This is a genomic window from Pedobacter sp. ASV1-7 (assembly GCF_040203335.1).
Lineage (GTDB): Bacteria > Bacteroidota > Bacteroidia > Sphingobacteriales > Sphingobacteriaceae > Pedobacter.
Window position 1 is genome coordinate 1 of record NZ_JBEHBV010000014.1, and the last position, 22,278, is coordinate 22,278.

Here is a 22,278-nt window from a genome sequence, read left to right on the forward strand (position 1 = left end):
GTGGCTGATGAGGCTTTGGGCCATTTTTCTTTCGTTAGCTGATATTTATACTCATCTACTGTACTGCCGTCTACTGTTACATCATTTTGGGTAAGCGTAATAATAATTTTATCAAAATCAAGACCTGAGGATGGTAGCTTTACAGGCTTAATCAGGATTGGTACATTAGTTTTATGATTATAGCTGTATTGTTTTATCGCTTGTATTGTAACTGGTGATGACCATTTACCTTTAAAAACCAAGACAAAGTTCTTTTTCCTATAATCCATTTTTGCTTCGAGATATTGGAATTTAAAACGGGCAATTGAATCAGATTTATTTAAAGGTTTGAGTATAGCTACAGGAAAATCAATGGTTGCAGTCGAGTCCAGACTCAGGTTGAAGCGAGGGTTAAAGTGATCATCTATTTTGGCTTTCATACCACCCTGAAAAAACCTGGTGACTGCATAGAAACGTTCAATTTTTTCCATGGTTTTTACAGAATCCTTTTGTTCAATGAACGTTTTGTATATGGGGTTAATGCGTTTTAAACCGAATGTCTGAATGTAGTATTTAAGATATTGGTTGATATCTGCATATGCCTTTTCAGGAACTATAATGTTGGTTTTCATCTTTTTGTTCACCATTTCATTAAAGATCTTCAGTTTTTCAATTGATCCGTCTGACTCGATTTCATAATTTAGTGTATTGGCTATCATTTGACCCGGTGATAGTTTGAGCATTTTATAAGCTATATAGAAAAAGTCTTCGTTTGTCTGTGGAAGTTCATCGTAGCGCACTTTGCCGAGATAAGATCTTATTTGCTGCGTGAACAGTACACTGATTTTTTGAGAACGTGCGCTTGGTGGCGGAAGTGTTGCAAAGTTTAGCTGCATTCCATTAGTGCCATCAAGCGGCACCAGAACAGGATTTCTTCCACGAAGAGAAAAACTCAGAAAGTTGTTATCTCCATAAGTTGATGTACTATACTGCAAATTCGCAATGTATAAAGGGCTGATAGATTTCTTAATCCACTCTTCTACTTTAGTCATGTCGCAAGGCATTTCGGTACAACTGGATAGATTGAAAAGTAAGTCTAAAGTGTTTTGAGCTGATGCTTTTGCTCCACAGATAATAATTAAAATCAGTACAAAGAGCGTTCTTCTAATTTTCATAGTTCAAATCTAAAGAAAAACAAGTGTTAATTTTTATGATAGAAACTTGATATTCCATTTTGGAACATCAAGTTGGGATGGAATGTGTCGTTAAACCTTCAATCCTGCAATGTTATAAAAACTCATTCCAATTTGTCTGTACTTAACAGTAAGGTCGTCTAGCGCAATGGAATTGAATTCTTTGCATCTATACCTATAGCTTTACTTTTTGAAGAAGTCATGGTAGTGGAGAATCCCCAAATTCAGCAGACACTGTCTTTTGAATCTGGGGATAGCTATTTACACTTGAATATCCATGTACGATATACCTAGTTTTCTTTTTTATTGTCTTTTCCTGTTTTATGAGTGCTATAAAAATCGCCTTTGATCCATTGGACTTTGCCGACGTCTCTCATATTTGGGGCAATGATATAGGCACCAGTTTGTGAATCCAGAATTACTATTCCGCTTTCGTTCATGACGGTTTTAAATTTGCCCTCATTTTCATCACCGTTGTTTTTGAAACTTATGAGAGAGATGAGCAAAGCTGCGCTGAAGAATCCAAGGATGGTGGACTTTAGATCTAATGTAATTTTCATAGTTTATAAATTAGGTTTTATATGTGTGTTTTAACCAATTTATAAAAATAAACGTTCCAAACCACGATTGATTTGTATCATTAATGATAAGTTTAAATCAACGGTTTGGATGGGTTTTTCCGTTCTGGTTTTAATAACAGGATTTTGAAGTATTCTAGTATAGTTGATTAAAGCAAATCTGCTTTTATAGTTTTCACAGGATTACCTCGTTCAAGAGCATTATGTTCTTGCCATTGGCTATGTTGTTTCTCCATTAGCTGCTCTGTCTGCCAAACCAATAGTTTGGCCTCAAGCCTGGCCATACAAAGTTTCTTATTTTCAAGTTGCGATCGCGTATCCATTGCCATTACCTGTATTCCGGATGGTAGGTGTGTACCTCTTACAGCTGTCTCTACTTTGTTTACATTCTGACCACCAGGCCCGGAAGAACGACAAGTTTCCAGCTTAACATCTTTGGGATTCCAAGCTATCAAATCCTGAATATTGAAGGCTGCTACACCAACAAACCAGTTTTTACGTTTATGGTACCTTCTATACGGGCTTTGTGCTATCCATTGTATAGTGCCAGCCCATTCGGCTATAAAAGTATCCAGACTATTCCCTGTGGCCATCATTGTTGCAGACAATAAGGTTCTGTTTAATTCAGCAGGTTTATTTTCCAACACCTGTAATTCAATGCCTTGCTGTTTAGCTTGTTTCATCATCAGGCTTTGCACGCAAGCTACAACCCGGCAGCATTCTGCCGGGCCTTTACCTGAAGTGATTTGTATCATCATCTTTTTCATACTTAATCCTTATTCATTCTTACGATCCTAGGAAAAAACTTGCCATGAATATCAACCAACTCTTGTTGAGCAGTAATTACAGCTTCAATGTCCTTGTATGCTAAAGGATTCTCTTCGACTGTTCCTCCAATTAAGCTGACGCCTGCATTGGCAAGCAACTTTTTCATGGCAGAAACCGTCATACTGTCTTTTGCTTTTTGCCGGCTCATGGAACGACCTGCCCCGTGCGAAGCGGAGTATAAGGCTTCTGGCGAACCTTTCCCTGATACAAGGTATGCTGGGGTAGTCATACTGCCCGGAATAATACCCAGCTCGTTACGATGTGCTGGTGTTGCGCCCTTACGGTGAAGAATAACCTCTCTACCATCAGATAGTTTGTCCTTCCATGCAAAATTATGGTGGTTCTCTACAACATGTATAGCAGTTAATCCTAATGCACTTAACAAGTTGGCATGTATACGCTCATGGCAGGCTTTTGCGTAATCGCCTGCTAAGGTCATGGTAAGCCAATATTCCTGTCCGGCCTCACTGTTCATATCCAACCAGGCCAATTGTTGTGCATGGCGGGGAAGTTTGCAAGTGTTCATGGCTATCTGGGTATAATGTCTTGCAATAGCAGATCCCAAACCCCTGCTTCCTGAATGGGATAATAAAGCCACATACTTTTTAGCAGGCAACCCCAAGGTGTTATCGGATAGCATTTCAATCTCACCGAACTCTACAAAGTGGTTTCCATTGCCAGAAGTTCCTAATTGTCTTACGGCCTTTCCCCGTAAAGGTTTTAGAAAAGGAATTTCATTAAATATAGGACTATCCAAAACTTCGTGTTCCTGTCTTATTTCCAGTCCACCTTCCATACCGAAATGGGTATGGTCTTTTAAAGCCTGTTTAATCTGGTATTCAAACCGCTTTATAAAACCATCACTCTCATCAATAATAGAGAGTGCCATACGACAACCAATATCCATTCCAACAGCGTAGGGGATTACCGCATTGTCGGTAGCCAACACACCACCAATAGGTAAGCCAAAGCCCATATGTGCGTCCGGCATTAATGCGCCCTGTACACTGATTGGTAACAGGTTGGCCAACTCCATTTGCTGTTTAGCTGATGATTCGATATGTTTAGCACCATAGGTTTTACAAAATACAGGTTCATCTCTCAACTCATAAGTTTTGAAAGATGGTGTATTGATCTTACCTATAATTTTTTCGGCTATTTTAGCCGTTAATTCATTATCCAGAAATGCTTCTGGATCGTTTTTTATATTTACCAACAGATCCAGCAACTGCTGTTTACTGTGGTGTTTGAAATTTTTAGAAGTTATGCCAATAACGAGGCTTCGCAGCTGATCATTGTGATAACCAATTTTACTTAAATCTTTTGTTCTTAAATTGCCCATGTGGGTTATAATTTCTGATTCGGGATAAGCTTTTTAAGTGCATATCCAGATATGTTATCCATTTTAATATTGATTTTTTGATTTCGATTCGTCCTTGAGAAGGATATACCCATTTTAAACAGGCTCATTGAGATTCAATGAATTTGAACAGGCAAAATAAGTCATGAGGTTACAATAGTAACTGACAACGTATTCAATAAAACACAGTGTTTGCCTGCCTAATTAGGCAATGAGCGAAAGGGGCGATATGTAGATTTGCTCTGTCATGATTCCTTGATATTTATTGTTAACAGATCAGGAATTAGGTGCAAATATAGAGAAATTCTTTTGATCCTTAATGCCATTTGAGAATAATACTTTATACTTACGTTGCAGAAATTTTTATAGTTGTTATCGGGGGGGATATTTTGGTTGTTACTTTTTTTAATTGAATTTTATCCAATATGACAGTTGATAATAAACTTAAAATCCTATTTGGAATTACATCTATGGTACTTTTGTTTACCTTGATTATAAAACTGAATTATGTTCCGGGAGGAATGATTTTATCGGGACTTTTTTTAGGAGGGATGTTGCTAATAGGAATTCTAATGGGATGTTTTGTATTAACGAGCATTTTAAAACTAGTATTTAAATACAACTCTTTTCTAACTTTATTTTCAATAGTGACAACGATTTCATTTTTGATCTTTCATTATAAATTGTACTCTCCAACGTTGAAAATAATTGTCCCAAATGGTTATAAGGGTGAAATTAGCTTAGTTCGTTCTAATATTGAAGAAAATATTTTAGTAGTAGATAGTAATGGGATTGGTTACTTAAATGAATGGACATTTAAAAAAATATATACTAAGCCAATTGTTGAACAGGTAAACGGAAAAAAACTTGAGAGCGAACTTGTTTGGTATAATTCATCAACTTTCTGGTCCTATGGAAGGACTTGTTGTCTTCATGGAAAGCACATCGAAAGTAAAAGTTTTAAGATAGTACCTGCAAATAATGATCCTGATAGATATTATCCAGCTGAGAGTTTAATAGAATTAGTTGATGAAAAACTTGTCGTCTTTTTTAATAGTAGTATCCCTCATTAAGGATTTCCTGACTTATCTGGCCGTAAGATAATTGAGTTTGACACTTTTCATTCTAACAGTTATTCTTTGCGAATAGAAGTTACGATTTTTCGCCTTTTATACAGTCCAATATTTTGGAAGGGTTACAGATCTCCGATAGTGTGTATGTAGGAAGGGTATCTATTGCACCAAAAAGTACTAATCACTTTTTATTTTACATCAATTATAAGACGGATAGAATTCATTTCATAACCCAAGTCAAGGAGTTTGTTTAAAACAAAGAGTTGTTTTGTACTTCAACATTTTAATAGGCAAATTCATGAAGCAAGCAGGAATAACCGTTTTATTTTTACTGTTTTTCTACTCAAACTCCTTTTCCCAGAGTATCAGTCAAACGATAAGGGGAGTCATAACTGATCAGGATAGCAAGTATCCCATAGCAGGCGCGACAGTTGCAATAGCAGGCAGCAATCCTCTAAAAGCGACAATAACAGATAAAGAAGGTAATTTTAGATTCGATCATATACAGGTCGGCAGAGTTACATTACAGATATCTAACGTGGGCTACGAAAAAATAATCCTTCCAAATATTGTTGTCAATTCAGGCAAAGAGGTTGTACTCAATGTCACCATGCAGGAAGCCGTAGCACAATTGAAAGATGTAGTGCTCACGTTTGATAAAAATAAAGCACAAGCTTTGAACGATATGGCTATTGTAAGTGGGCGGTCTATTTCTCCGGAGCAAACCAACCGATATGCAGGTGGTTTTAATGATCCCTCCAGAATATTATCTAATTTTGCTGGAGTAACCAGTTCGCAGGACGGGAGTAATGATATTATTGTAAGAGGTAATTCTCCAAAATATATTCAATGGCGATTGGAAGGTATCCAAATTACAAATCCTAACCACTTTTCCGATCAAAGTGCGGTGAGTGGCTCAATAAGTGCACTCAATAACAACTTGTTGGCGACCTCCGATTTCTATACTGGGGCATTTTCTGCTGAGTATGGAGATGTGTTGTCGGGTGTATATGATGTAAAGCTCAGAGAGGGGAATAATGAAAGGTTTGAGTCGACATTCGGGTTTGGTGTGATTGGTACAGAATTAACCGTTGAGGGTCCTTTTAAAAAAGGATATAAAGGCTCTTATTTACTTAATTATCGTTATTCTACCGTATCATTAATCAGTAATCTTGGCTTGTTCGATGATTTAAATGGCACCTTAAATTTTCAGGATGCAGCTTTCAAAGTAGTATTGCCCACAAGAAGTATGGGGCTATTTTCATTTTTTGGACTAGGGGGCTTTAGTAACTTTCTTTTTAAAGATGTTTCACCAGCATTGTGGCAAGCGCCCGGCAAAAGATTTATACAGAATAAAACAGGGGAGGATTATAAAAAAGGTTCTGGCTTACTCAATTTAGGAATGAACCATAGATTAACCCTCAATAAGAATAGCCACATTAATACAGCATTGGCGTTTTCAAGTGAGGGAATTAAAGATGAGGTTTTTGAGAACTTTTTACTTAGGGCCTCCAACAATAGTGGGGGACTGAACAGAGACTCGGTTGTAAATGATGTATTAAATTTCGACGGAAAGTTAATCAAGTCAACCTACAGGGGTGAGATCACTTATAACAATAAAATCAACTCAAAATATAAACTTCAGCTCGGTACAAAATATGCTTTGCACAATTATGATTTTACACAAAGCATGCTCCAGGACAGCAGTTCTACTAGATTTACGATGATTAATGTGAATGAAAATGTAAGTACAGTTAGAAATTTTGTGAGCATAAAATATAGATTAAATCGCAACATTACAACTGTATTTGGTGTGCAGAATATGAATGTTTTATTGAATAAAAAGAGCACCATTGAACCACGGGCAGCTATCAATTGGCAACTTACCAATAACAGTTCAATAAGCGGTGGATATGGTAAACACAGTACCATGGAGAGTATCCATCACTACTTTACAAAAGTAAAACTACCAAATGGCAACACTATAGAACCAAATAGAGACTTAGATCTATTAAAGGCCCATCATTTTACTCTTGGGTACGAAAAGCGACTCAATAAGAATATGCTGTTAAAAATGGAAACCTACTATCAGCGCCTCTATAACTTGCCAGTAGCAAATTCAGACACCAGCATCTTTGCTACAATTAACGAAGGACTCGATTTTCAATACCTTGATTTGGTTAACAAAGGAAGCGGAGAAAACTATGGTATTGAATTTACGTTGGAGCGTTTCTTTAATAAAAATTATTATTACCTCATTAATGCATCTGTTTATAATTCAACCTATAAAGCCCTTGATGGGATTGAAAGAAATACTAGATTTAATGGAAATTACTTAATTAACGTGCTTTTTGGTAAAGACTTTACCAAACTTGGTAAAAAGCAAAACAAGACGCTTAGCTTTAACAGTAGAGTGTTTTTTGGAGGAGGTAAAAAAATAATTCCCTTACTCAGGGGTGCCGATGGTAACTTGGCTGTAGATCCTGCTACTAACAGGTTTTATGACTATAGTAAGGCATATCAGCGGGACATAGAAGATATTTACCAAATAACAGTTTCTTTTAGTTATAAAATTAACAGGCCAAAGGCAACACATGAAATTTTTCTTAACGTAGATAATATTACGAATAATAGAGGTCGCCTAACTGAGTTTTATGATCCTGGCAAATCTGGTTCGATAGATTACATGCGCCAAACTGCCGCTTTTCCTAATTTGATGTATAGGGTTTATTTTTAATAGAGATATTTATGACTATGATGAAAGCAGCAATAAGATATCAGTACTGCAATCCGGAGCAGTTGAGAATTACAACAGTGCCTATCCCGTCACCCTTCGATGATGAGATCTTAGTGAAGGTAAAAGCGACAACCGTAAACCGTACTGACTGCGGAGTGCTAACGGGAAAACCCTGGCTGATCAGGTGTTTTATTGGTTTGTTCAAGCCAGCCCTGCCTGTTACGGGAACAGATTTTTCTGGCATTGTTGTGGCCAGAGGAGTCAATGTAAGCCAATTTGATATTGGAGACAATGTGTACGGTTTTTTTGACCAGGGCCTAAGTTCACAGGCAGAATATGTAGCTGTGCCAGTTAAGAAAGCGATTTTTAAGAAACCTGAAAACTTTACCTACGAACAAGCAGCAGCCAGTTTGGAAGGGGCTCATTATGCATTTTATTTTCTAAGTAAAATGAAGTTGAAAGCAGGAGATAATGTGCTAATAAATGGGGGTACTGGTGCCATTGGCAATGCTGCAGTACAATTTTTAAAGTATTTCAAAATGCGGGTTACCGTAACCTGCGAAACTGATTATACGGAGTTGTTGAAATTGCAGGGTGCTGACCGGGTGATTGATTATAAAAAGGAAGATTTCACAAAGCTTGATGAGCAGTTTGACTATGTTTTTGATGCAGTAGGGAAAAGTACCTTTGCACAATGCAAGCCGCTGCTTAAACCAAACGGAATTTACATATCATCTGAACTGGGCCCTAACTGGCAAAACCCGCTGCTCGCATTGGTATCTCCTTTTATGTCCGGCAAAAAAGTAAAATTCCCTATCCCTTTATCCGCGCATCGAAGTCTCAGGTTCATTGATGAGCGCATTAAAAGCGGAGAATTTAAGCCTTTAATAGACAGAAAGTATAGATTAGACGACATTGCAGAAGCTTACAACTATGTTTTGAGCGGAAAAAAAAAGGGCAATGTAATCATTACTTTCGATCAGTGATTTTAAATAGGATTTTCATTTATAGGTATTGAGATATTTCAGAATTATCGTAAATTTATTTTTATGATGAATCTTGATAATGATGTAACGTCTTCTGGTCAATTGGATCCTGACTTTGAGGTTTTGGAGATCATGAAATCGTTAGTAAGCTCCAACAGAAATACCCAGGAGGAAAAAGATTTTTTTGCTGAAAACATTCCTGTTAAAAGATTAAAAAAGGGAACGCTCCTGCTAAAAGAAGGACAAATACTCAAATCATCTTACCATCTGTTTAAGGGTTGTATCAGAGAATTCTACTGTAAGGATGGTGAAGAAAAAACGGTGGCCTTTTACACTGTTGGCGACAGTCTATATGATGGTGGACATAGATTGAATCAGACCCCAAGCAATGTTACCTGGGAATGTGTTTGCGAATGTATCATTTCAGTGTTCTCGTTTGAAGTAGAAAAGGAAATGTACAGCCGATTTCCAAGACTGGAATCTCTTTGCAGAATAGAGACTGAAAAGCAGTATTCCAGTTATAAAAATACGGTAAATAACTACCTTTCTTCCAGCCCTGAGGAGCGTTACGAAAACCTGATAAAAACCAAACCTGAACTTTTTCAATTTGTCCCGCTTTATCATATTGCAAGTTATTTAGGTGTCAAGCCCGAATCTTTAAGCCGGATCAGGGGCCGGTTACGTTCATCGGCATCATCCAAGGTGTAGCCTGTTCCTTGCGTAATTTCATTGATCAAATCATTTCTTAACCGAAGTCAAGAAGTTTGCTATTTCAGGGGTTTACTTTTGCATAGTAAACAAAAAATCCTATTATGAAAAAGTTAACTATTGTATTCCTTACAGTGCTCACGATTTTAGTATCTTGTAAAAAAGATAAAGACAAGACTCCAGTTCCAAAATCACGAACGCTCAGTTATGAGGTGGCGGGTAATTTTACCGGTACGTTTTTCATATCCTACACCACAGCATCGGGTGGTACGACTAATAATCAGATAACAGCCTTACCCTGGAAGAAAGAAATTACTTATGCCGACAACGTTACAGCGGCTATCATTGCGTTAACTGGAAATGGTGGAACGGCAGGACAGAAGGTTACTTTGGTTATAAAAAGAGGCGGGACCCAGGTAGGGACGCCTATTGAGGTAGTAGCCAATAGCTTCGGAGCTTTTTCGGAAGGAGCACCGGTTATCGTTTTCTGAAGCCTTTGAAACTGATAAATGATTTTGCCCACTTAAGCAAGGCAGATTTATTAAGACCCCCTTCAAGTGAAAATCTGAAGGGGTCTGGAAAACTAAGATAAAAGCTAATGCTTCTTTTTATCGAATAGGAAAGTTAGTTGAAGAAAGTAAAAAGTAAAAACCAGAAGACTTGGAATCTATTAACACTCAAAACTACTCATTGTCATTAATAGAGTTTTACGGGAAACCGTAAGTTGCAAATCCCTTGGATATTTGTTTGCCAGATCTTCCTGGAGTTAAATTTATACCTATTGTAGTTTTCGCTGAAGATGCAACGATCAAGGTCAAATCAGTTTCGCACGTAGTATAGTGTGCTATTAGTTATGCATTAATCACAACCGCAAGAAGTGCAGAAAGAAGATTGATGATAAAAGGTTGTAGAGCATTATTGACTTATTTTTGAATTAATTTAGACAGAAAAATATCGCTAGAATCATTATAACTGCGAATAATAAACCGATTATTCCGGAATAAATATTAATTACAGAATCCTTTTGATGACTAAGTTTTCTTGAAAGTATCTTCTTACTTATTAAAAATCCAAGCGCGATGAATATGAATATAACTATAAGGAAAGATCTGAGATCAATGTTTACAAAGGCTGATAAGGTATAAGACATGTACTAATGAATTTAATTGTTGATTTCAGACTATTTTTTTTCTTTTATTTATGGAGTAGCATTAAGCTACCGTTCAATTTCACATAGAGCTTTTGTTAACCATTCGTTTGATTTTCTGAACTTTCTTTAATAATGAGTTTGGTTAAAACCTTACTGTTTGTTAATAGTAAATAGCCAATAACAACCTTTATGAAATAATATATTAACCAAGCTGTTTCATTATACGGTGTTAATTGATTTTTTAGCCGATAGTATTCAAATAGTCTTGAACAAAAATTAGGTAAACTTTCGATAAGGATTAAACTACCAATTACAATTATAGCAATTGTAATTACTGTTGTACTTTTCATATTTAAATCAATCCTGTTTTCATTAAAACTGTTCTCAAGTTTTAGTTTTTCAATAATGTAATCCGTTTTAAATAGAAATAGTCGAATGATTAAAATATAAATAGCTATTACGCCAAAAAGTGTTAACCAGAGCATTAATAAACCGTCAATATTTAATTCGCCATTTATAAAAGAGATGGCTGATAAAAATTGTGGAATTATTGATATACAACTAAACAAAAGCCATAAGCCTATAATCTTTATAACTATTTTCCAGAATGTGTTAATGAGCATTTTTTAATGGTTAATTGGGTTGGTGTTTTTTCTAAATTTATATTGTTGCTGCTATATAGCTCGTTGTGCGAGCAGATATGCCGGCCTTGTTGTTATAGCAGCGTTATGCATTCATCACAACCGCAAAATTGCAGGAAGAAGATTGATGGTAAAAGATTGTAAAGCAGTATTGACTTGAGAAGGTATTTCATGATTGAGTAGCGTTTAGTTTATCTGGTTATCTCAAAGTTTAAAATTTTATTCCATAATAACAATGGTTAATTTGGAATAATGGGAATAAATCCATTTAAGTGGATTTTTATAGGCTTGATTTAATGTATTTTGTGCAATAAAATAGTTGCGGGGGAATGAGTAGGAGAGTTAATGATGTTTGACATTGGATTGTAACAGATGTATGACTGAAACTGCTCTACGACTGCTTTAATACTGGTTTTTACTGCAAAAGCAGTAGCAGAGCAGTAGCTGACCAGTATCTGACCAGTAACTGAGCAGTAGTTGGTATACACCAAACTGCATAAATTAATCCTGTTTTTTACGCTATTTTCCTTCAATACGCTTATTTTTATGCTATGAATTTACGCATCTCTATTTTAATGCTTTTTATGTCTTTGGCATCTCTATGTTACGGTCAGAATCTGGATACTGTTTATTTCGATGCAGACTGGAAAACTACGATAAAAGCCAATGCCTCTTACTATCGAATAGTAAAGTTAGTTGAACAAAGTAAAAAGTATGAAGTTACCGATTTCTATATGTCCGGAAAGATTCAAATGACAGGTACTTTTTCTTCTATGTCACCCGAAATAAAGGATGGTATTTTTACGTGGTATAAAGATGATAAAAAGATAAATGAAATCATTTACGAGCAAGGGAAGGCGAGATCGAGAGCTTATTTTCTAGACGATGGCAGTCCTGATACTACCGTTAGAATATTTGGTTCAAATCCTGGAGAAGAGAGGCCTGAATATCCGGGAGGCATAAATAAGCTCTACAAGTATATAAGTAAGAGTTTTAATTATCCTCAGTCCTTGCTTAAACCCAGGCTTGTCGGCAAAATTATTCTTTCTTTTGTGGTTGAGAAAGATGGAAGTATTGGGGATGTGTATGTTAAACAATCTTTCCATCCATTACTGGATGCAGAAGCTATTAGGGTTGTTGAAAATATGAAAAATTGGAAACCAGGTCGTAAAGACGGCGAGCCGGTAAGGGTTGTGTATGAATTACCACTTGGCATGAAATAACAATGTGGGTGAATAGAACCACTCTATCGCAAAGAAAACATTAAAAACTGTATTCAGTTCAGGATTCCACCGGATACTGCTATATGATAAAGTGGTCCATGCAGGATTATTACATCAGCAAAATTATCTGGGAAGTCTAAATTTCGAGCCTCTCCTAAATAGACAGAATATTTATTTTTTAGTTTATTAGCTCTATCCTGAGCTATTCGAATATGTTTAAGTACTGGTTCAATTAAGTACACGTCATGAGCTTTTTTTGCAAGCCATTCTGAATATTTACCTGTTCCTCCTCCGACATCAATTATTTTAGAAGAAGTGGACGGAACATATTTTTCAATTAGTGATTTAATTCTTTCGAATTCAAATACTCCCATACCTTTGTTCAATCTGGTTTCTTCGGATGCTTTATTATAAAAGAGTTCTATATCCCTACTTATTAACTGTTTGCTATTCATCTTGAATATTTTTGCACTTCACCAGATTGCATGAGATACTTATCGTTTTTTAGCTTAAAGATGTAGTCTTTAAGGAAGATTCGGATAATATGTTAGATATAGAATAACAGGCTGTAAAGATAGAAATTAAGAATGAATTTGTACAAAGAGTTCTGGCTACAGTTGCAGATACGGTTTTGGATTTCCTAAAAAGCCATCCTCATGCATCTGTATTTGCAAGAGGTAGCACGACATCTCGCACGAGACTATATCAAATGAATATTTCTGCATTCTGGAGAGAAATTTCAGACGCATCCTTTATTGTAAAGGGATACCTAACATTTCAAGTACTTGAAAAAATCAAAAGACATGATAATACACCTCCTATGCCTCTCTTAGAAGCACACTTGGGAGGTTTTCTCTTTTTATATGAGGTTAGCTTTTGCGTAATCGCCTGCCAAGGTCATGGTAAGCCAATATTCCTGTCCGGCCTCACTGTTCATATCCAACCAGGCCAATTGTTGTGCGTGGTCTATTGCAATCTTTTATTTATCTTTATTATTAAATTTAAAATGAAATTGCAGTTCAGCTCATACATACCCCATATCGCTTTGCAACCTTATGTTGAAGCAATTGGCTATGCCCATATGCAAACGGGAAATGGAGAAGAGCAACAACGTATCGACCTTTTTCCGACAGGTTATAGTGTACTAAACTTTACGCTTTGTGAACCGTGTCGTCTGGTTGATACCGGAAAGTCTAAAAATCTTGACCGTTTCAATTTTGCCGGGCAAATGAGTAAACATCAATTTCTGGTCGCTTCCAAAATTTCAATGGTATTTGTGTTGTTTCGTCCGTATGGAGCCTATCGTTTATTGGGTATTCCTCAAAATTCACTTAAAAATGAATGTCCGCCGTTAAGTTCTTTATTAGGTTCTCAGATTATTGAATTGACCAATAGAATGGAAGATCAGGCAGACAACCATTTGGCAGTTCTTCAGCTTCTGCAAGAATGGCTTTTGAAGCAGCTGGATCAAAATTCCAACAGACCGACCGACAGGATTTCGTTTGTTTGCCAAAAAATAATGCAGCATAGGGGAGCTTTACCCATATTGGAACTCAACAGGTTAAGTTGTATGTCAAAACGTTCTATGGAACAGCATTTCAAAGAGCAGGTCGGGCTTTCCCCAAAAACATTCAGCCGAATTATCCGTTTCAATCTGGTCTATAAACAGATTCAAAATATGCAACACGGCGATTGGATGAACATCGTAGAACATTTTGATTATTTTGACCAGTCTCATTTTATACACGAATTCCGAAATTTCTTCGGTTATACACCTTCTCAAAATCATCTGAGTACCCAAAATATTTCCCGCCAAGTTAGTTCTATTATATTTGACTAACTTATTGAACCCTATGATGGTATAGCGAAAATTTGCGTTTTTTTACAATGGGCAATGTCTCTTTTACAGTTTCTTTGTATTGTAATGAGCTTCGTTTTGGACAATTGAACCTTTCGGACGGAGGCAAATATTTTTGTTATGAGAACTACTGTGATGTTATCTATCGCTGGAATGCTGATGCTTCCGAATGCTGGCGATGCCCAGATTTTAAAAAAGTTGGAAAAGAAAGTAGAACGCAAGGTCAATCAGCGCATCGAGCGAACGACCGACAAAGCCATCGACAAAGGACTGGACAAAGTCGAAGGTTCGGTAAAAGAAAGCGCAAAAAGTAAAAAAGCCGAAAAAACGAATTCGCCAATCTCCCCAACTATGGGAAGCACCGGAAATTATGCTTCCTCGAAATTCGATTTCGTTCCGGGCGACAAAATCCTGTTTTATGATGACTTCGAGCAAGATGCAATCGGGGATTTTCCTGTAAGATGGAATACCAATGGAAGTGGTGAAATCGTTACCCTTAAAAGTCAGGACGGAAAATGGTTGAAAGTACCGGACAATACCATAAGTTTCCCCGAAACAAACGGCAAGCTACCACAAAATTTCACTATCGAATTTGATTTGCTATATCCTGTATCTGGACAAAGACCACCCGTTACGTTTGGGTTTTCGGAAGTAAGCAACCCGGCGAAAAATACCATACAGCACAAAAATATTTTCTATTTTCTTATTCCGACTTCTGTAAAGCAGTTCATTGGCTATTCTAGCAGTTTGTATTCGGGCCGGGAAAACACGATGGAATGGGCGGTAGATAAAATGAAAGGCAAGAAAATCAGAGCCAGTATTGCCGTAAATGGAAACCGCATTCGGTTGTATATGGACGAGCAGAAGGTATTCGACTTGCCTAAAGGATTTGACAATAACGCCTATCGCAACAACTTTCATTTCAGGGCATCGCCTCTGATCCCAAAACCTACAGATGCTTTCTACATCAGTAACCTGCGAATCGCCGAAACAGGCAAAGACGCAAGAAGCACCCTGCTGAAAGAAGGAAAGTACAGTACCTCCGGAATTTATTTTGCCACTGGCTCGGCACAGATAAAACCTGAATCGCACGGTGTTATCAAAGAAATAGCCGATGTATTGAAAGAAAACGGTGATATAAAGATTGAAATCATCGGACATACTGATAATGTCGGAACCGACCCTTCTAACCAGAAACTTTCGGAACAAAGAGCCGAAGCAGTAAAGACCTACCTCAGCAAGAATTTAAAAATCGTTGAAGACAGAATTTCAGTTTCAGGGAAAGGAGCAAGCGAACCAGTAGCCGATAATTCTACCACGGAAGGAAAATCGAAAAACCGAAGAGTGGTTTTTGTTAAGAAATAAGTATAAACCCAAATTTTTCATCAAATAATTATCAATCAATGAAAACCCAGCAATTTGGTTAAAGAAACGAAAATCATGAGATATTTTTTAATAGCCTGCTTCCTATTGCTTGTTCATTACACCAATGCACAGGAAAAGAAGAAAGTGGAAGTTTTCGAGCAACCTGAAAAAGCCAAACCTTTTCATCCGAACGACAAAATCTGTTTCGACTATAAAGTAATGTTTAAAGGAAGCTTTAGCGGAAGAGAAGCAACAGGATGTTTTTTCATCAATACAGAAATAGGTGCAGTTTTGGGTTTTGGATTTGATATTGCTGGAAAATCCGGCTGTAATTACGATTTTAACAATTCAAATTTTAATGCTTCCCTACAGACACTCAATGGAAACCTTTACCTCTATCACAATAGCAAAGAAAAAATTCCCGGCAAAAGCGGAGATGGTTTGCTGAAGCATTATGTACGAACCTCCAATACAGAACCGGGAAGTACGGAAAGAATTCTTACCGGAAAGAAGTTTTTCTATAAGGACGAATTTCGGGAGTTCTCCGGTGGCGAATATAAGGGAAGAAAATATATAACGGATGATGGTTTTGTGGTCTATATTCTCGTTGACGGTAATTTTCCGGAAACTTTTGAATCTTTTCAGTTTTTGGGTGCGTATGGAATTGGGTTTCTTGAAACCTCAAAGGGAACTTTCCTCATTTTAGGTTATGATGCGAATGGTAAAAGCCAATCGGAAACAGTTTCTTTCCAGAAAGTAGCAGGAAGCGAGTGCTTTTATGCGCCACAATTCAAAAAAGAAGAGATTACAAAGATTATCACCCATATTGGGGAGAATGAAACCGAATCTACTGAAATCGAAAAGAAAATAAGTAAAGCAAAAAAGCTTACCGAAACAGGTAAAAATCCCTGTGCTGCCTTAAAATTGAAATTTCATGGAGAAGAAAAACGGCAAAATGACCTGCAGAAAGAACAGTTTGAATATTTGAAAAATAAAAAAGTTAACCATCAGAAAAAACAGGATATGCAATCCGCATACGGAAAATATGATCCTTTTTCGACGTTCAAAACACATAGGATGGAAGCACAATACAAGTTTTGCGACCTACTAGAAAACATCATAAAAGAACGCTATAAAAAGGACTCGGAAAAAGCGAAGGCAATTGAGAAAAAAAACTGTCTTGAAGGTAAAATCATTGAACTTGAAAAACTTGAAGCAAAATGGGAAGCGGCAAAAAACAATTATCGGAATAACAATACAGGACTTCAGCAAGAACAGCGAAGAATAATGATGGAAACTGTTGAAGTCATGAAAAAATACAAATGTGGTTAAGTTTTTCTCTGCTAATATTAGTTGTAATGCAATAAACATACACTATTGGCAAAAATATTCTAATGGGTAATGACGTTCCGGAGTTTATATGGTTCAAATCCGAAGGGGTTGAATTATGATTTTGTTGCTGATGGGGCAGTTGATAGCAATTTCATGTAAAACCTATAATAGATAGAAAGTTATTACTAGTGATTTTTTATAATTGAATTATGTCGTTTTTGCTTCCAATGTACGTCTATATTCGCTGGGCGACATACCTTTTATACGCTTAAATTGCCTATTGAAGTTAGCTAAGCTGTTAAAGCCGCATTCATAGGCTATAGACACAACATTATGATCCCTTTGTGCTAGTAATTTGCAAACATGACCAATGCGGATTGTATTAAGATATTCTATAAATGTCATTCTATAATGCTCTTTAAAGAAATTACAGAAGGTAGTAGTTGCCATACTAGCTTGCGATGCAACCTCATTCAGCGTAATTTCTCGTTGAAAATTGCGAAGTATATAATCTGTAATTTTACCATATCTGTCTGAGTAAAATTCTTTTGTGTTTTTCATATAAGTAGGACTAGCCAATGGCTCGTATTCACTGGAATGACCAAGAATATCAAAAATGGAAAATAGTGAAGACAGACGCCCTAATCCTGATTGCGACGTCATCGATTTCATTAGGGAATTAATCTGCTTTTTTGTGTTTCCTTTTATGAGTAGTCCTCGCTGCGAAAGCTGTAAAATTTTTGTAAGTGGCTCCATCTCTGGTAAGTGTAGTATATTCTCTCCCAAAAATGTATCCAGGAAATGTATAACAACGGCATCAGCTTCCTCATTCGCTTGACCATTTATATAATTAGAATCGTTAATCCATACATGGGGTAGCGAGGGTGCCATAAACACAAGATCGCCAGAATCAAAAAAACCAATATGATCACCAACCATACGTCGACCTGTACTTTTGTCTACCATTACAAATTCATATTCAGGGTGGTAATGCCAAGGACAAGGGAAATAGGGACCTCTTTCTTCAAAAACAATGAAAGATTTGTCGAACTCTTTTGGAAGACGGTATTCTACTGGATTCATGTTGGGAATGTTTGGTAATACTAACTTACATTTAAAAAAACTAAATATGAGAGGTTAGATTATTATATTGAAAAATAATATCGTTTTTATATAGAATTATATCAAGTATTGGTAATGCTTGAAAAATAGTATTACTATTCCATATAAATGGAATATACTACCCAGCCTTAACTCCATACATTTGTTTTATACATTCCTTAAAACAGGTAAAAATAGAACTATGAGCAAACAAAAAATTATTCATCCAGACAGGAATCCAAATTTTGTTACTGGTGCTTATTCAGATGGTGTAATTGCAAACGGATTTCTTTTTGTAAGTGGTCAGGCTTCGGTAGATTTTAAGACTTCGCGATTTGTTTTAGGTACTATTGAAGAAGAAACCAAACGTACGTTAGAGAATATAAAGGCAATTGTAGAAGCAGCAGGGGCGACATTAGATGACATCGTTAAATCAACGGTACACATTATAGATATCAATGAGTTTGATAGGTTTAATTCGGTGTATGCTAATTATTTTACAGGGATACGTCCAGCTAGAACTACGGTACAATCTGTTTTAGCAGAAGGTATACGTGTAGAGATTGATTGTATTGTGAAACTTCCATAATCAAAAAATGATAGAGGAAATTAACGTAGAATGCGCAACTATTGGTGTAGTCGGATTAGGCCTGATGGGTAGTAGTATCGTTGTATCTCTCTTAGCTTCTGGTCATCACGTCGTAGCTTTGGCGCCAATCAGAGGAGAAAAGGCAAATGCGAAGAAGCATATTTCCGATTTGTTAGATCATGCTAATTCTGCTGGTTTATTGAAAAAAGGACTGAAAGAAAGTACGCGATCGCTTTTTATTTCTGAAGATTATAATTGCCTAAGCGATTGTGCAATTGTGATTGAGTGTGTTATTGAAGATAAAACCATTAAAAGTAAGGTGTATCATGAAATAGCTTCTGTGGTAAGACCCGAGACTATAATAGCCTCAAATACCTCAGCCATACCTATTAGTGTTTTACAAGAATATGTGGAGAAGCCCGAAAGGTTTATGGGGATCCATTGGGCGGAACCTGCATATGCTACAAGGTTTTTAGAAATAACTTGTGGAAACAAAACCAAAGTAGAAAATGCGGAAATGGTGTATAAAATGGCAAATAACTGGGGAAAAGAGCCAACACTTCTAAGGAAAGATATCAGAGGTTTTATTACCAACAGGTTAATGTATGCTATTTACAGGGAATCATTCGCTTTGGTAGAAAGTGGTAAAGCAACTATGACAGATGTTGATAAAGCGTTTAAATATGGTGTAGGTTCATGGATCACGCTAATGGGGATTTTTAAAAGAATGGATGTGGAAGGGCTGGAAAACAGCGCGAAAATCATTAATAGCATATTGCCTGTTCTAAGTAATAAAACTACTGTACCTAAAGTGATGCAAAAAATTGTAGAGGTAAAGGGAAGGGGAATTTATAACCAATCAGGTCTTTTCGATTATACAGCAGAGGAATGTAAAGTATGGGAACAGCAATTTGCAAGCTTTATTAAAGACATTTCTCGTTTAGCCGAAAGGTACCCATCAATTTAATAAATAAAATGAGTAGGTCTTACATCTATCCAATGTTTATCATTGGGACGTTATTTTTTGTGTTTGGTTTTCTGACTTGGATAAATGGAATTTTGATTCCTTATTTTCAGATCTGTCTGGAGCTTAGTAATTTTCAATCTACTTGGGTAGCATTCTCTTCGTATGTAGCTTATTTTGTAATGGCAATTCCTTCTGCCAAAATATTGAAGCATACAGGTTATCGGAAAGGGATGTTTTTTGGATTACTGGTAATGGCGTTGGGAACTATGCTGTTTATTCCGGCAGCCTATTCAAGAACGTACGAGCTTTTTCTATTTGGTCTTTTTATTACAGGCTCTGGCCTGGCTCTTTTACAAACCGCGGCAAATCCTTATGTAGCTATTATTGGCCCAATAGAAAGTCATGCGCAAAGAATTGGGTTTATGGGGCTGGCAAACAAAATAGCGGGATTACTCAGTCTGGCAATTTTCGGTTCTGTTTTCCTTTTTAATGCAGATGAGGTTATTGCACAAATTACAGCCGTACCAGAATATGAGAAAAACCAAATATTAGATGCTTACGCCTTAAAAATAGTATTACCTTATATTATAGTAACCATAGTTTTGTTGGTGCTATCTGTTATGATTTATTTCTCAGGTTTACCCGAAGTAAACGAAGAAAGAGCGCATACTGCCTATGAAGGGGAAACCGTAAAAAATAAAATTGTAAATTATCCTTATCTGGTTTTGGGGGTATTAGCTCTTTTTTGCGCTGGTGCCTGCGAAGTAATTCCTATTGATGGGATCATATTGTACAGTAAATCTTTAGGTATTTCACTTAACGAGTCCCGGTATTTTGCACAGTATACCTTATACGCAATGATCGCTGGATATATAGCAAGTACCGTTTTAATTCCAAAGTTTCTCTCTCAAAATAAAGCACTAATGTCGTCAGCATTATGGGGGATTTTTTTTACAATTTCAGCGTACTTCACAGAAGGTGTAATTTCTGTAGGGTGTGTGGTTTTATTAGGCTTCTGCGCTTCAGTTTTTTGGGGGACTATCTGGGGTTTATCATTACGAGGCTTAGGAAAGTTTACAAAATTAGGCTCGGCAATGTTGTTAATGTCGGTTGTTGGTGGTGGTATTTTTCCAATGATTTTCGGAGGATTAATGGATATTAATGAACATCGTCCCCAAAATGCGATCCTGCTTCTTATACCGTGCTTTACGTTTATTCTGTTTTATGCTTTACGTGGATACAAGATTAAAAATTGGTCATAAATTTTATAAGAAATATAACAAAACATATGTCAGTTACAAGCTATAGTAAATCTCAATTACTCTTAGAAAGATCTAAAAAGGTATTAGCAGGAGGGGTTTCATCTGAATTTAGAAAATATAACCATCCGCATGCCTTGTTTTATACCCATGGTAAAGGAAGTAAAATTTACGATGCTGATGGAAACGAATATCTGGATTTTACTTTAAGCCAGGGACCTTTAATTTTAGGGCATTCGCATCCACATGTTTTAAAAAGTATTAATGAATATTCCGAACAAGGGCAGTTATATGCCGGGCAACATATTAAAGAAGTAGAACTGGCAGAGACAATTCAAAGATTAATTCCTTCGGCAGAATTAATGCGCTTTTGTTTAGATGGTTCAGAAGCAATTCAAACAGCTTTTAGATTGTCGAGGGCAAAAACAGGCAAACAAAAATTCTTACGCTTCGAGGGGCATTACCACGGATGGATGGATAATGTTTGCTGGGGCATATCAGCACCATCTGCAGCAGCTTTAGGTGATTTAGAGAATCCGGAAGTTTTTCCCTGGACAGAAGGTTTGCCAGGCCATTCTAAAGACGAATTCATCATTCTTCCCTGGAATGATTTAGATTTACTTAAGAAGGTGGTTAAAGAAAGGCACGAAGAAATAGCTGCAATAATTACCGAACCAATCATGTGTAATAGCGGTTGTATTCTGCCTAATGAAGGTTTTTTAGCAGGTATTAGAACAATTTGCGATGAGTTTAATATCACTTTTATTTTAGATGAAGTAATTACTGGTTTTAGGGTTTCTATTAATGGTGCTCAGAAATATTTCAATATCCTTCCAGATATCTCAATCTTCGCAAAAGCGATGGGTAGTGGTTATCCTATAAGTGCTGTGGTAGGTAAAAAAGAATGGATGGAATTAATCGTTCAGTCTAAGGTAATCCATGCGGGAACAATGAACTCAAGTAATGCTCCAATTGCGGCGGCATTGGCTACTATTGAGGTTTTGGAAAAAGAAAATCCTTATGAAAGAATGTATCGTTTAGGTCTTAAACTGATGGATGGTTTAAGAAAAGCAGCAAAAGGTACCGGACATAATTTATTAGTGCAAGGCTTAGGGCCAATGTTTAATACAGGGTTTACCGATCTCGGATCAGTTAATAATTACAGGGAAACATTCTCTTACGATAAAGCTAAATTGTCAAAATTTGTTGCTGCCATGCACGATGAAGGAATTAGAATTATAGGTAGGGGTTTGTGGTACATCAGTGCAGTACACACAGAAGAAGAAATAGACTATACTATTGAAGTTGTCAGGAACGTGCTTCAAAAATTAGATCGTTAACTTTAAAATAT

The 22,278-nt window shown here is 36.6% G+C and carries 20 protein-coding genes; 13 read left to right on the top strand and 7 right to left on the bottom strand.

The window, feature by feature from the left end; all coding sequences use genetic code 11:
- The 4 genes from ABDJ41_RS22725 to ABDJ41_RS22740 form a co-directional block, all read right to left on the bottom strand.
- The coding region (locus ABDJ41_RS22725; RefSeq protein WP_349788224.1) for a hypothetical protein at nt 1-1,154 on the bottom strand (1,154 nt) is incomplete at its 3' end.
- A gap of 308 nt (nt 1,155-1,462) precedes the next feature.
- Nucleotides 1,463-1,732 carry a hypothetical protein gene (locus tag ABDJ41_RS22730; protein WP_349788451.1) on the bottom strand — a complete coding sequence of 90 codons (270 nt, stop codon included), beginning with the start codon at nt 1,730-1,732 and terminating at the stop codon, nt 1,463-1,465.
- A gap of 167 nt (nt 1,733-1,899) precedes the next feature.
- Nucleotides 1,900-2,508 (bottom strand): peptide chain release factor H, encoded by a 609-nt coding sequence (gene prfH, locus ABDJ41_RS22735; RefSeq protein WP_349788452.1) that lies wholly within the window; start codon nt 2,506-2,508, stop codon nt 1,900-1,902.
- Nucleotides 2,509-2,519: 11 nt separating this feature from the next.
- The gene (locus ABDJ41_RS22740) at nt 2,520-3,920 is read right to left on the bottom strand and encodes an RtcB family protein (protein ID WP_349788453.1); all 1,401 of its coding nucleotides are present in this window, start codon (nt 3,918-3,920) and stop codon (nt 2,520-2,522) included.
- Nucleotides 3,921-4,363: 443 nt separating this feature from the next.
- Here ABDJ41_RS22740 and ABDJ41_RS22745 point away from each other — a divergent pair, with 443 nt between their 5' ends.
- The 5 genes from ABDJ41_RS22745 to ABDJ41_RS22765 all read left to right on the top strand — a co-directional run bounded on the left by ABDJ41_RS22745 (nt 4,364) and on the right by ABDJ41_RS22765 (nt 9,933).
- Nucleotides 4,364-5,011, top strand: coding sequence for a hypothetical protein (locus ABDJ41_RS22745; protein ID WP_349788454.1), 648 nt, complete (start codon nt 4,364-4,366; stop codon nt 5,009-5,011).
- A gap of 298 nt (nt 5,012-5,309) precedes the next feature.
- Entirely contained in the window at nt 5,310-7,748 is a 2,439-nt protein-coding gene (locus tag ABDJ41_RS22750) for a TonB-dependent receptor (RefSeq protein ID WP_349788455.1), read from the top strand.
- Nucleotides 7,749-7,759: 11 nt separating this feature from the next.
- On the top strand, nt 7,760-8,734 hold the full coding sequence (locus ABDJ41_RS22755) for an NAD(P)-dependent alcohol dehydrogenase (protein ID WP_349788456.1): 975 nt from the start codon (nt 7,760-7,762) through the stop codon (nt 8,732-8,734).
- 63 nt (nt 8,735-8,797) lie between these two features.
- Nucleotides 8,798-9,442 carry a Crp/Fnr family transcriptional regulator gene (locus tag ABDJ41_RS22760; protein WP_349788458.1) on the top strand — a complete coding sequence of 215 codons (645 nt, stop codon included), beginning with the start codon at nt 8,798-8,800 and terminating at the stop codon, nt 9,440-9,442.
- Nucleotides 9,443-9,546: 104 nt separating this feature from the next.
- On the top strand, nt 9,547-9,933 hold the full coding sequence (locus ABDJ41_RS22765) for a hypothetical protein (protein WP_349788459.1): 387 nt from the start codon (nt 9,547-9,549) through the stop codon (nt 9,931-9,933).
- Nucleotides 9,934-10,687: 754 nt separating this feature from the next.
- Here the strand turns inward: ABDJ41_RS22765 and ABDJ41_RS22770 are convergent.
- Complete coding sequence (locus ABDJ41_RS22770; protein ID WP_349788460.1) at nt 10,688-11,215, bottom strand: hypothetical protein; 528 nt, start codon at nt 11,213-11,215, stop codon at nt 10,688-10,690.
- Between the two features lie 569 nt (nt 11,216-11,784).
- On the opposite strand from ABDJ41_RS22770, the gene ABDJ41_RS22775 reads away from it, so the two are divergent.
- Complete coding sequence (locus tag ABDJ41_RS22775; RefSeq protein ID WP_349788461.1) at nt 11,785-12,456, top strand: energy transducer TonB; 672 nt, start codon at nt 11,785-11,787, stop codon at nt 12,454-12,456.
- A 53-nt stretch (nt 12,457-12,509) separates the two neighbouring features.
- On the opposite strand, the gene ABDJ41_RS22780 is transcribed toward ABDJ41_RS22775, so the two are convergent.
- Nucleotides 12,510-12,911 carry a class I SAM-dependent methyltransferase gene (locus ABDJ41_RS22780; RefSeq protein WP_349788462.1) on the bottom strand — a complete coding sequence of 134 codons (402 nt, stop codon included), beginning with the start codon at nt 12,909-12,911 and terminating at the stop codon, nt 12,510-12,512.
- A 125-nt stretch (nt 12,912-13,036) separates the two neighbouring features.
- Between ABDJ41_RS22780 and ABDJ41_RS22785 the strand changes: the two genes are divergently transcribed.
- From ABDJ41_RS22785 to ABDJ41_RS22795, 3 genes are all read left to right on the top strand, one after another.
- Nucleotides 13,037-14,296, top strand: a complete 1,260-nt coding sequence (locus tag ABDJ41_RS22785; RefSeq protein WP_502930359.1) for a DUF6934 family protein — start codon at nt 13,037-13,039, stop codon at nt 14,294-14,296.
- A 138-nt stretch (nt 14,297-14,434) separates the two neighbouring features.
- Nucleotides 14,435-15,679 carry an OmpA family protein gene (locus ABDJ41_RS22790; protein WP_349788464.1) on the top strand — a complete coding sequence of 415 codons (1,245 nt, stop codon included), beginning with the start codon at nt 14,435-14,437 and terminating at the stop codon, nt 15,677-15,679.
- Nucleotides 15,680-15,754: 75 nt separating this feature from the next.
- Nucleotides 15,755-17,011 carry a hypothetical protein gene (locus tag ABDJ41_RS22795; RefSeq protein WP_349788465.1) on the top strand — a complete coding sequence of 419 codons (1,257 nt, stop codon included), beginning with the start codon at nt 15,755-15,757 and terminating at the stop codon, nt 17,009-17,011.
- A 207-nt stretch (nt 17,012-17,218) separates the two neighbouring features.
- On the opposite strand, the gene ABDJ41_RS22800 is transcribed toward ABDJ41_RS22795, so the two are convergent.
- The gene (locus ABDJ41_RS22800; protein WP_349788466.1) at nt 17,219-18,094 is read right to left on the bottom strand and encodes an AraC family transcriptional regulator; all 876 of its coding nucleotides are present in this window, start codon (nt 18,092-18,094) and stop codon (nt 17,219-17,221) included.
- 220 nt (nt 18,095-18,314) lie between these two features.
- Between ABDJ41_RS22800 and ABDJ41_RS22805 the strand changes: the two genes are divergently transcribed.
- The 4 genes from ABDJ41_RS22805 to ABDJ41_RS22820 are packed head-to-tail and all read left to right on the top strand — an operon-like array spanning nt 18,315 to nt 22,267.
- The gene (locus ABDJ41_RS22805) at nt 18,315-18,701 is read left to right on the top strand and encodes a RidA family protein (RefSeq protein ID WP_349788467.1); all 387 of its coding nucleotides are present in this window, start codon (nt 18,315-18,317) and stop codon (nt 18,699-18,701) included.
- A 7-nt stretch (nt 18,702-18,708) separates the two neighbouring features.
- Nucleotides 18,709-19,668 (top strand): 3-hydroxyacyl-CoA dehydrogenase family protein, encoded by a 960-nt coding sequence (locus ABDJ41_RS22810; RefSeq protein ID WP_349788468.1) that lies wholly within the window; start codon nt 18,709-18,711, stop codon nt 19,666-19,668.
- An 8-nt stretch (nt 19,669-19,676) separates the two neighbouring features.
- Nucleotides 19,677-20,930 carry a sugar MFS transporter gene (locus tag ABDJ41_RS22815; protein ID WP_349788469.1) on the top strand — a complete coding sequence of 418 codons (1,254 nt, stop codon included), beginning with the start codon at nt 19,677-19,679 and terminating at the stop codon, nt 20,928-20,930.
- Nucleotides 20,931-20,956: 26 nt separating this feature from the next.
- Complete coding sequence (locus tag ABDJ41_RS22820) at nt 20,957-22,267, top strand: aspartate aminotransferase family protein (RefSeq protein ID WP_349788470.1); 1,311 nt, start codon at nt 20,957-20,959, stop codon at nt 22,265-22,267.
- The last annotated feature ends 11 nt before the right edge of the window (nt 22,268-22,278 follow it).

Bases quoted from the DNA above. Each gene is read 5' to 3' on its own strand.
- ABDJ41_RS22730 (WP_349788451.1), bottom strand. From the start codon at position 1,732: ATGAAAATTACATTAGATCTAAAGTCCACCATCCTTGGATTCTTCAGC.
- prfH (WP_349788452.1), bottom strand. From the start codon at position 2,508: ATGATGATACAAATCACTTCAGGTAAAGGCCCGGCAGAATGCTGCCGG.
- ABDJ41_RS22740 (WP_349788453.1), bottom strand. From the start codon at position 3,920: ATGGGCAATTTAAGAACAAAAGATTTAAGTAAAATTGGTTATCACAAT.
- ABDJ41_RS22745 (WP_349788454.1), top strand. From the start codon at position 4,364: ATGACAGTTGATAATAAACTTAAAATCCTATTTGGAATTACATCTATG.
- ABDJ41_RS22750 (WP_349788455.1), top strand. From the start codon at position 5,310: ATGAAGCAAGCAGGAATAACCGTTTTATTTTTACTGTTTTTCTACTCA.
- ABDJ41_RS22755 (WP_349788456.1), top strand. From the start codon at position 7,760: ATGACTATGATGAAAGCAGCAATAAGATATCAGTACTGCAATCCGGAG.
- ABDJ41_RS22760 (WP_349788458.1), top strand. From the start codon at position 8,798: ATGATGAATCTTGATAATGATGTAACGTCTTCTGGTCAATTGGATCCT.
- ABDJ41_RS22765 (WP_349788459.1), top strand. From the start codon at position 9,547: ATGAAAAAGTTAACTATTGTATTCCTTACAGTGCTCACGATTTTAGTA.
- ABDJ41_RS22770 (WP_349788460.1), bottom strand. From the start codon at position 11,215: ATGCTCATTAACACATTCTGGAAAATAGTTATAAAGATTATAGGCTTA.
- ABDJ41_RS22775 (WP_349788461.1), top strand. From the start codon at position 11,785: ATGAATTTACGCATCTCTATTTTAATGCTTTTTATGTCTTTGGCATCT.
- ABDJ41_RS22780 (WP_349788462.1), bottom strand. From the start codon at position 12,911: ATGAATAGCAAACAGTTAATAAGTAGGGATATAGAACTCTTTTATAAT.
- ABDJ41_RS22790 (WP_349788464.1), top strand. From the start codon at position 14,435: ATGAGAACTACTGTGATGTTATCTATCGCTGGAATGCTGATGCTTCCG.
- ABDJ41_RS22795 (WP_349788465.1), top strand. From the start codon at position 15,755: ATGAGATATTTTTTAATAGCCTGCTTCCTATTGCTTGTTCATTACACC.
- ABDJ41_RS22800 (WP_349788466.1), bottom strand. From the start codon at position 18,094: ATGAATCCAGTAGAATACCGTCTTCCAAAAGAGTTCGACAAATCTTTC.
- ABDJ41_RS22805 (WP_349788467.1), top strand. From the start codon at position 18,315: ATGAGCAAACAAAAAATTATTCATCCAGACAGGAATCCAAATTTTGTT.
- ABDJ41_RS22810 (WP_349788468.1), top strand. From the start codon at position 18,709: ATGATAGAGGAAATTAACGTAGAATGCGCAACTATTGGTGTAGTCGGA.
- ABDJ41_RS22815 (WP_349788469.1), top strand. From the start codon at position 19,677: ATGAGTAGGTCTTACATCTATCCAATGTTTATCATTGGGACGTTATTT.
- ABDJ41_RS22820 (WP_349788470.1), top strand. From the start codon at position 20,957: ATGTCAGTTACAAGCTATAGTAAATCTCAATTACTCTTAGAAAGATCT.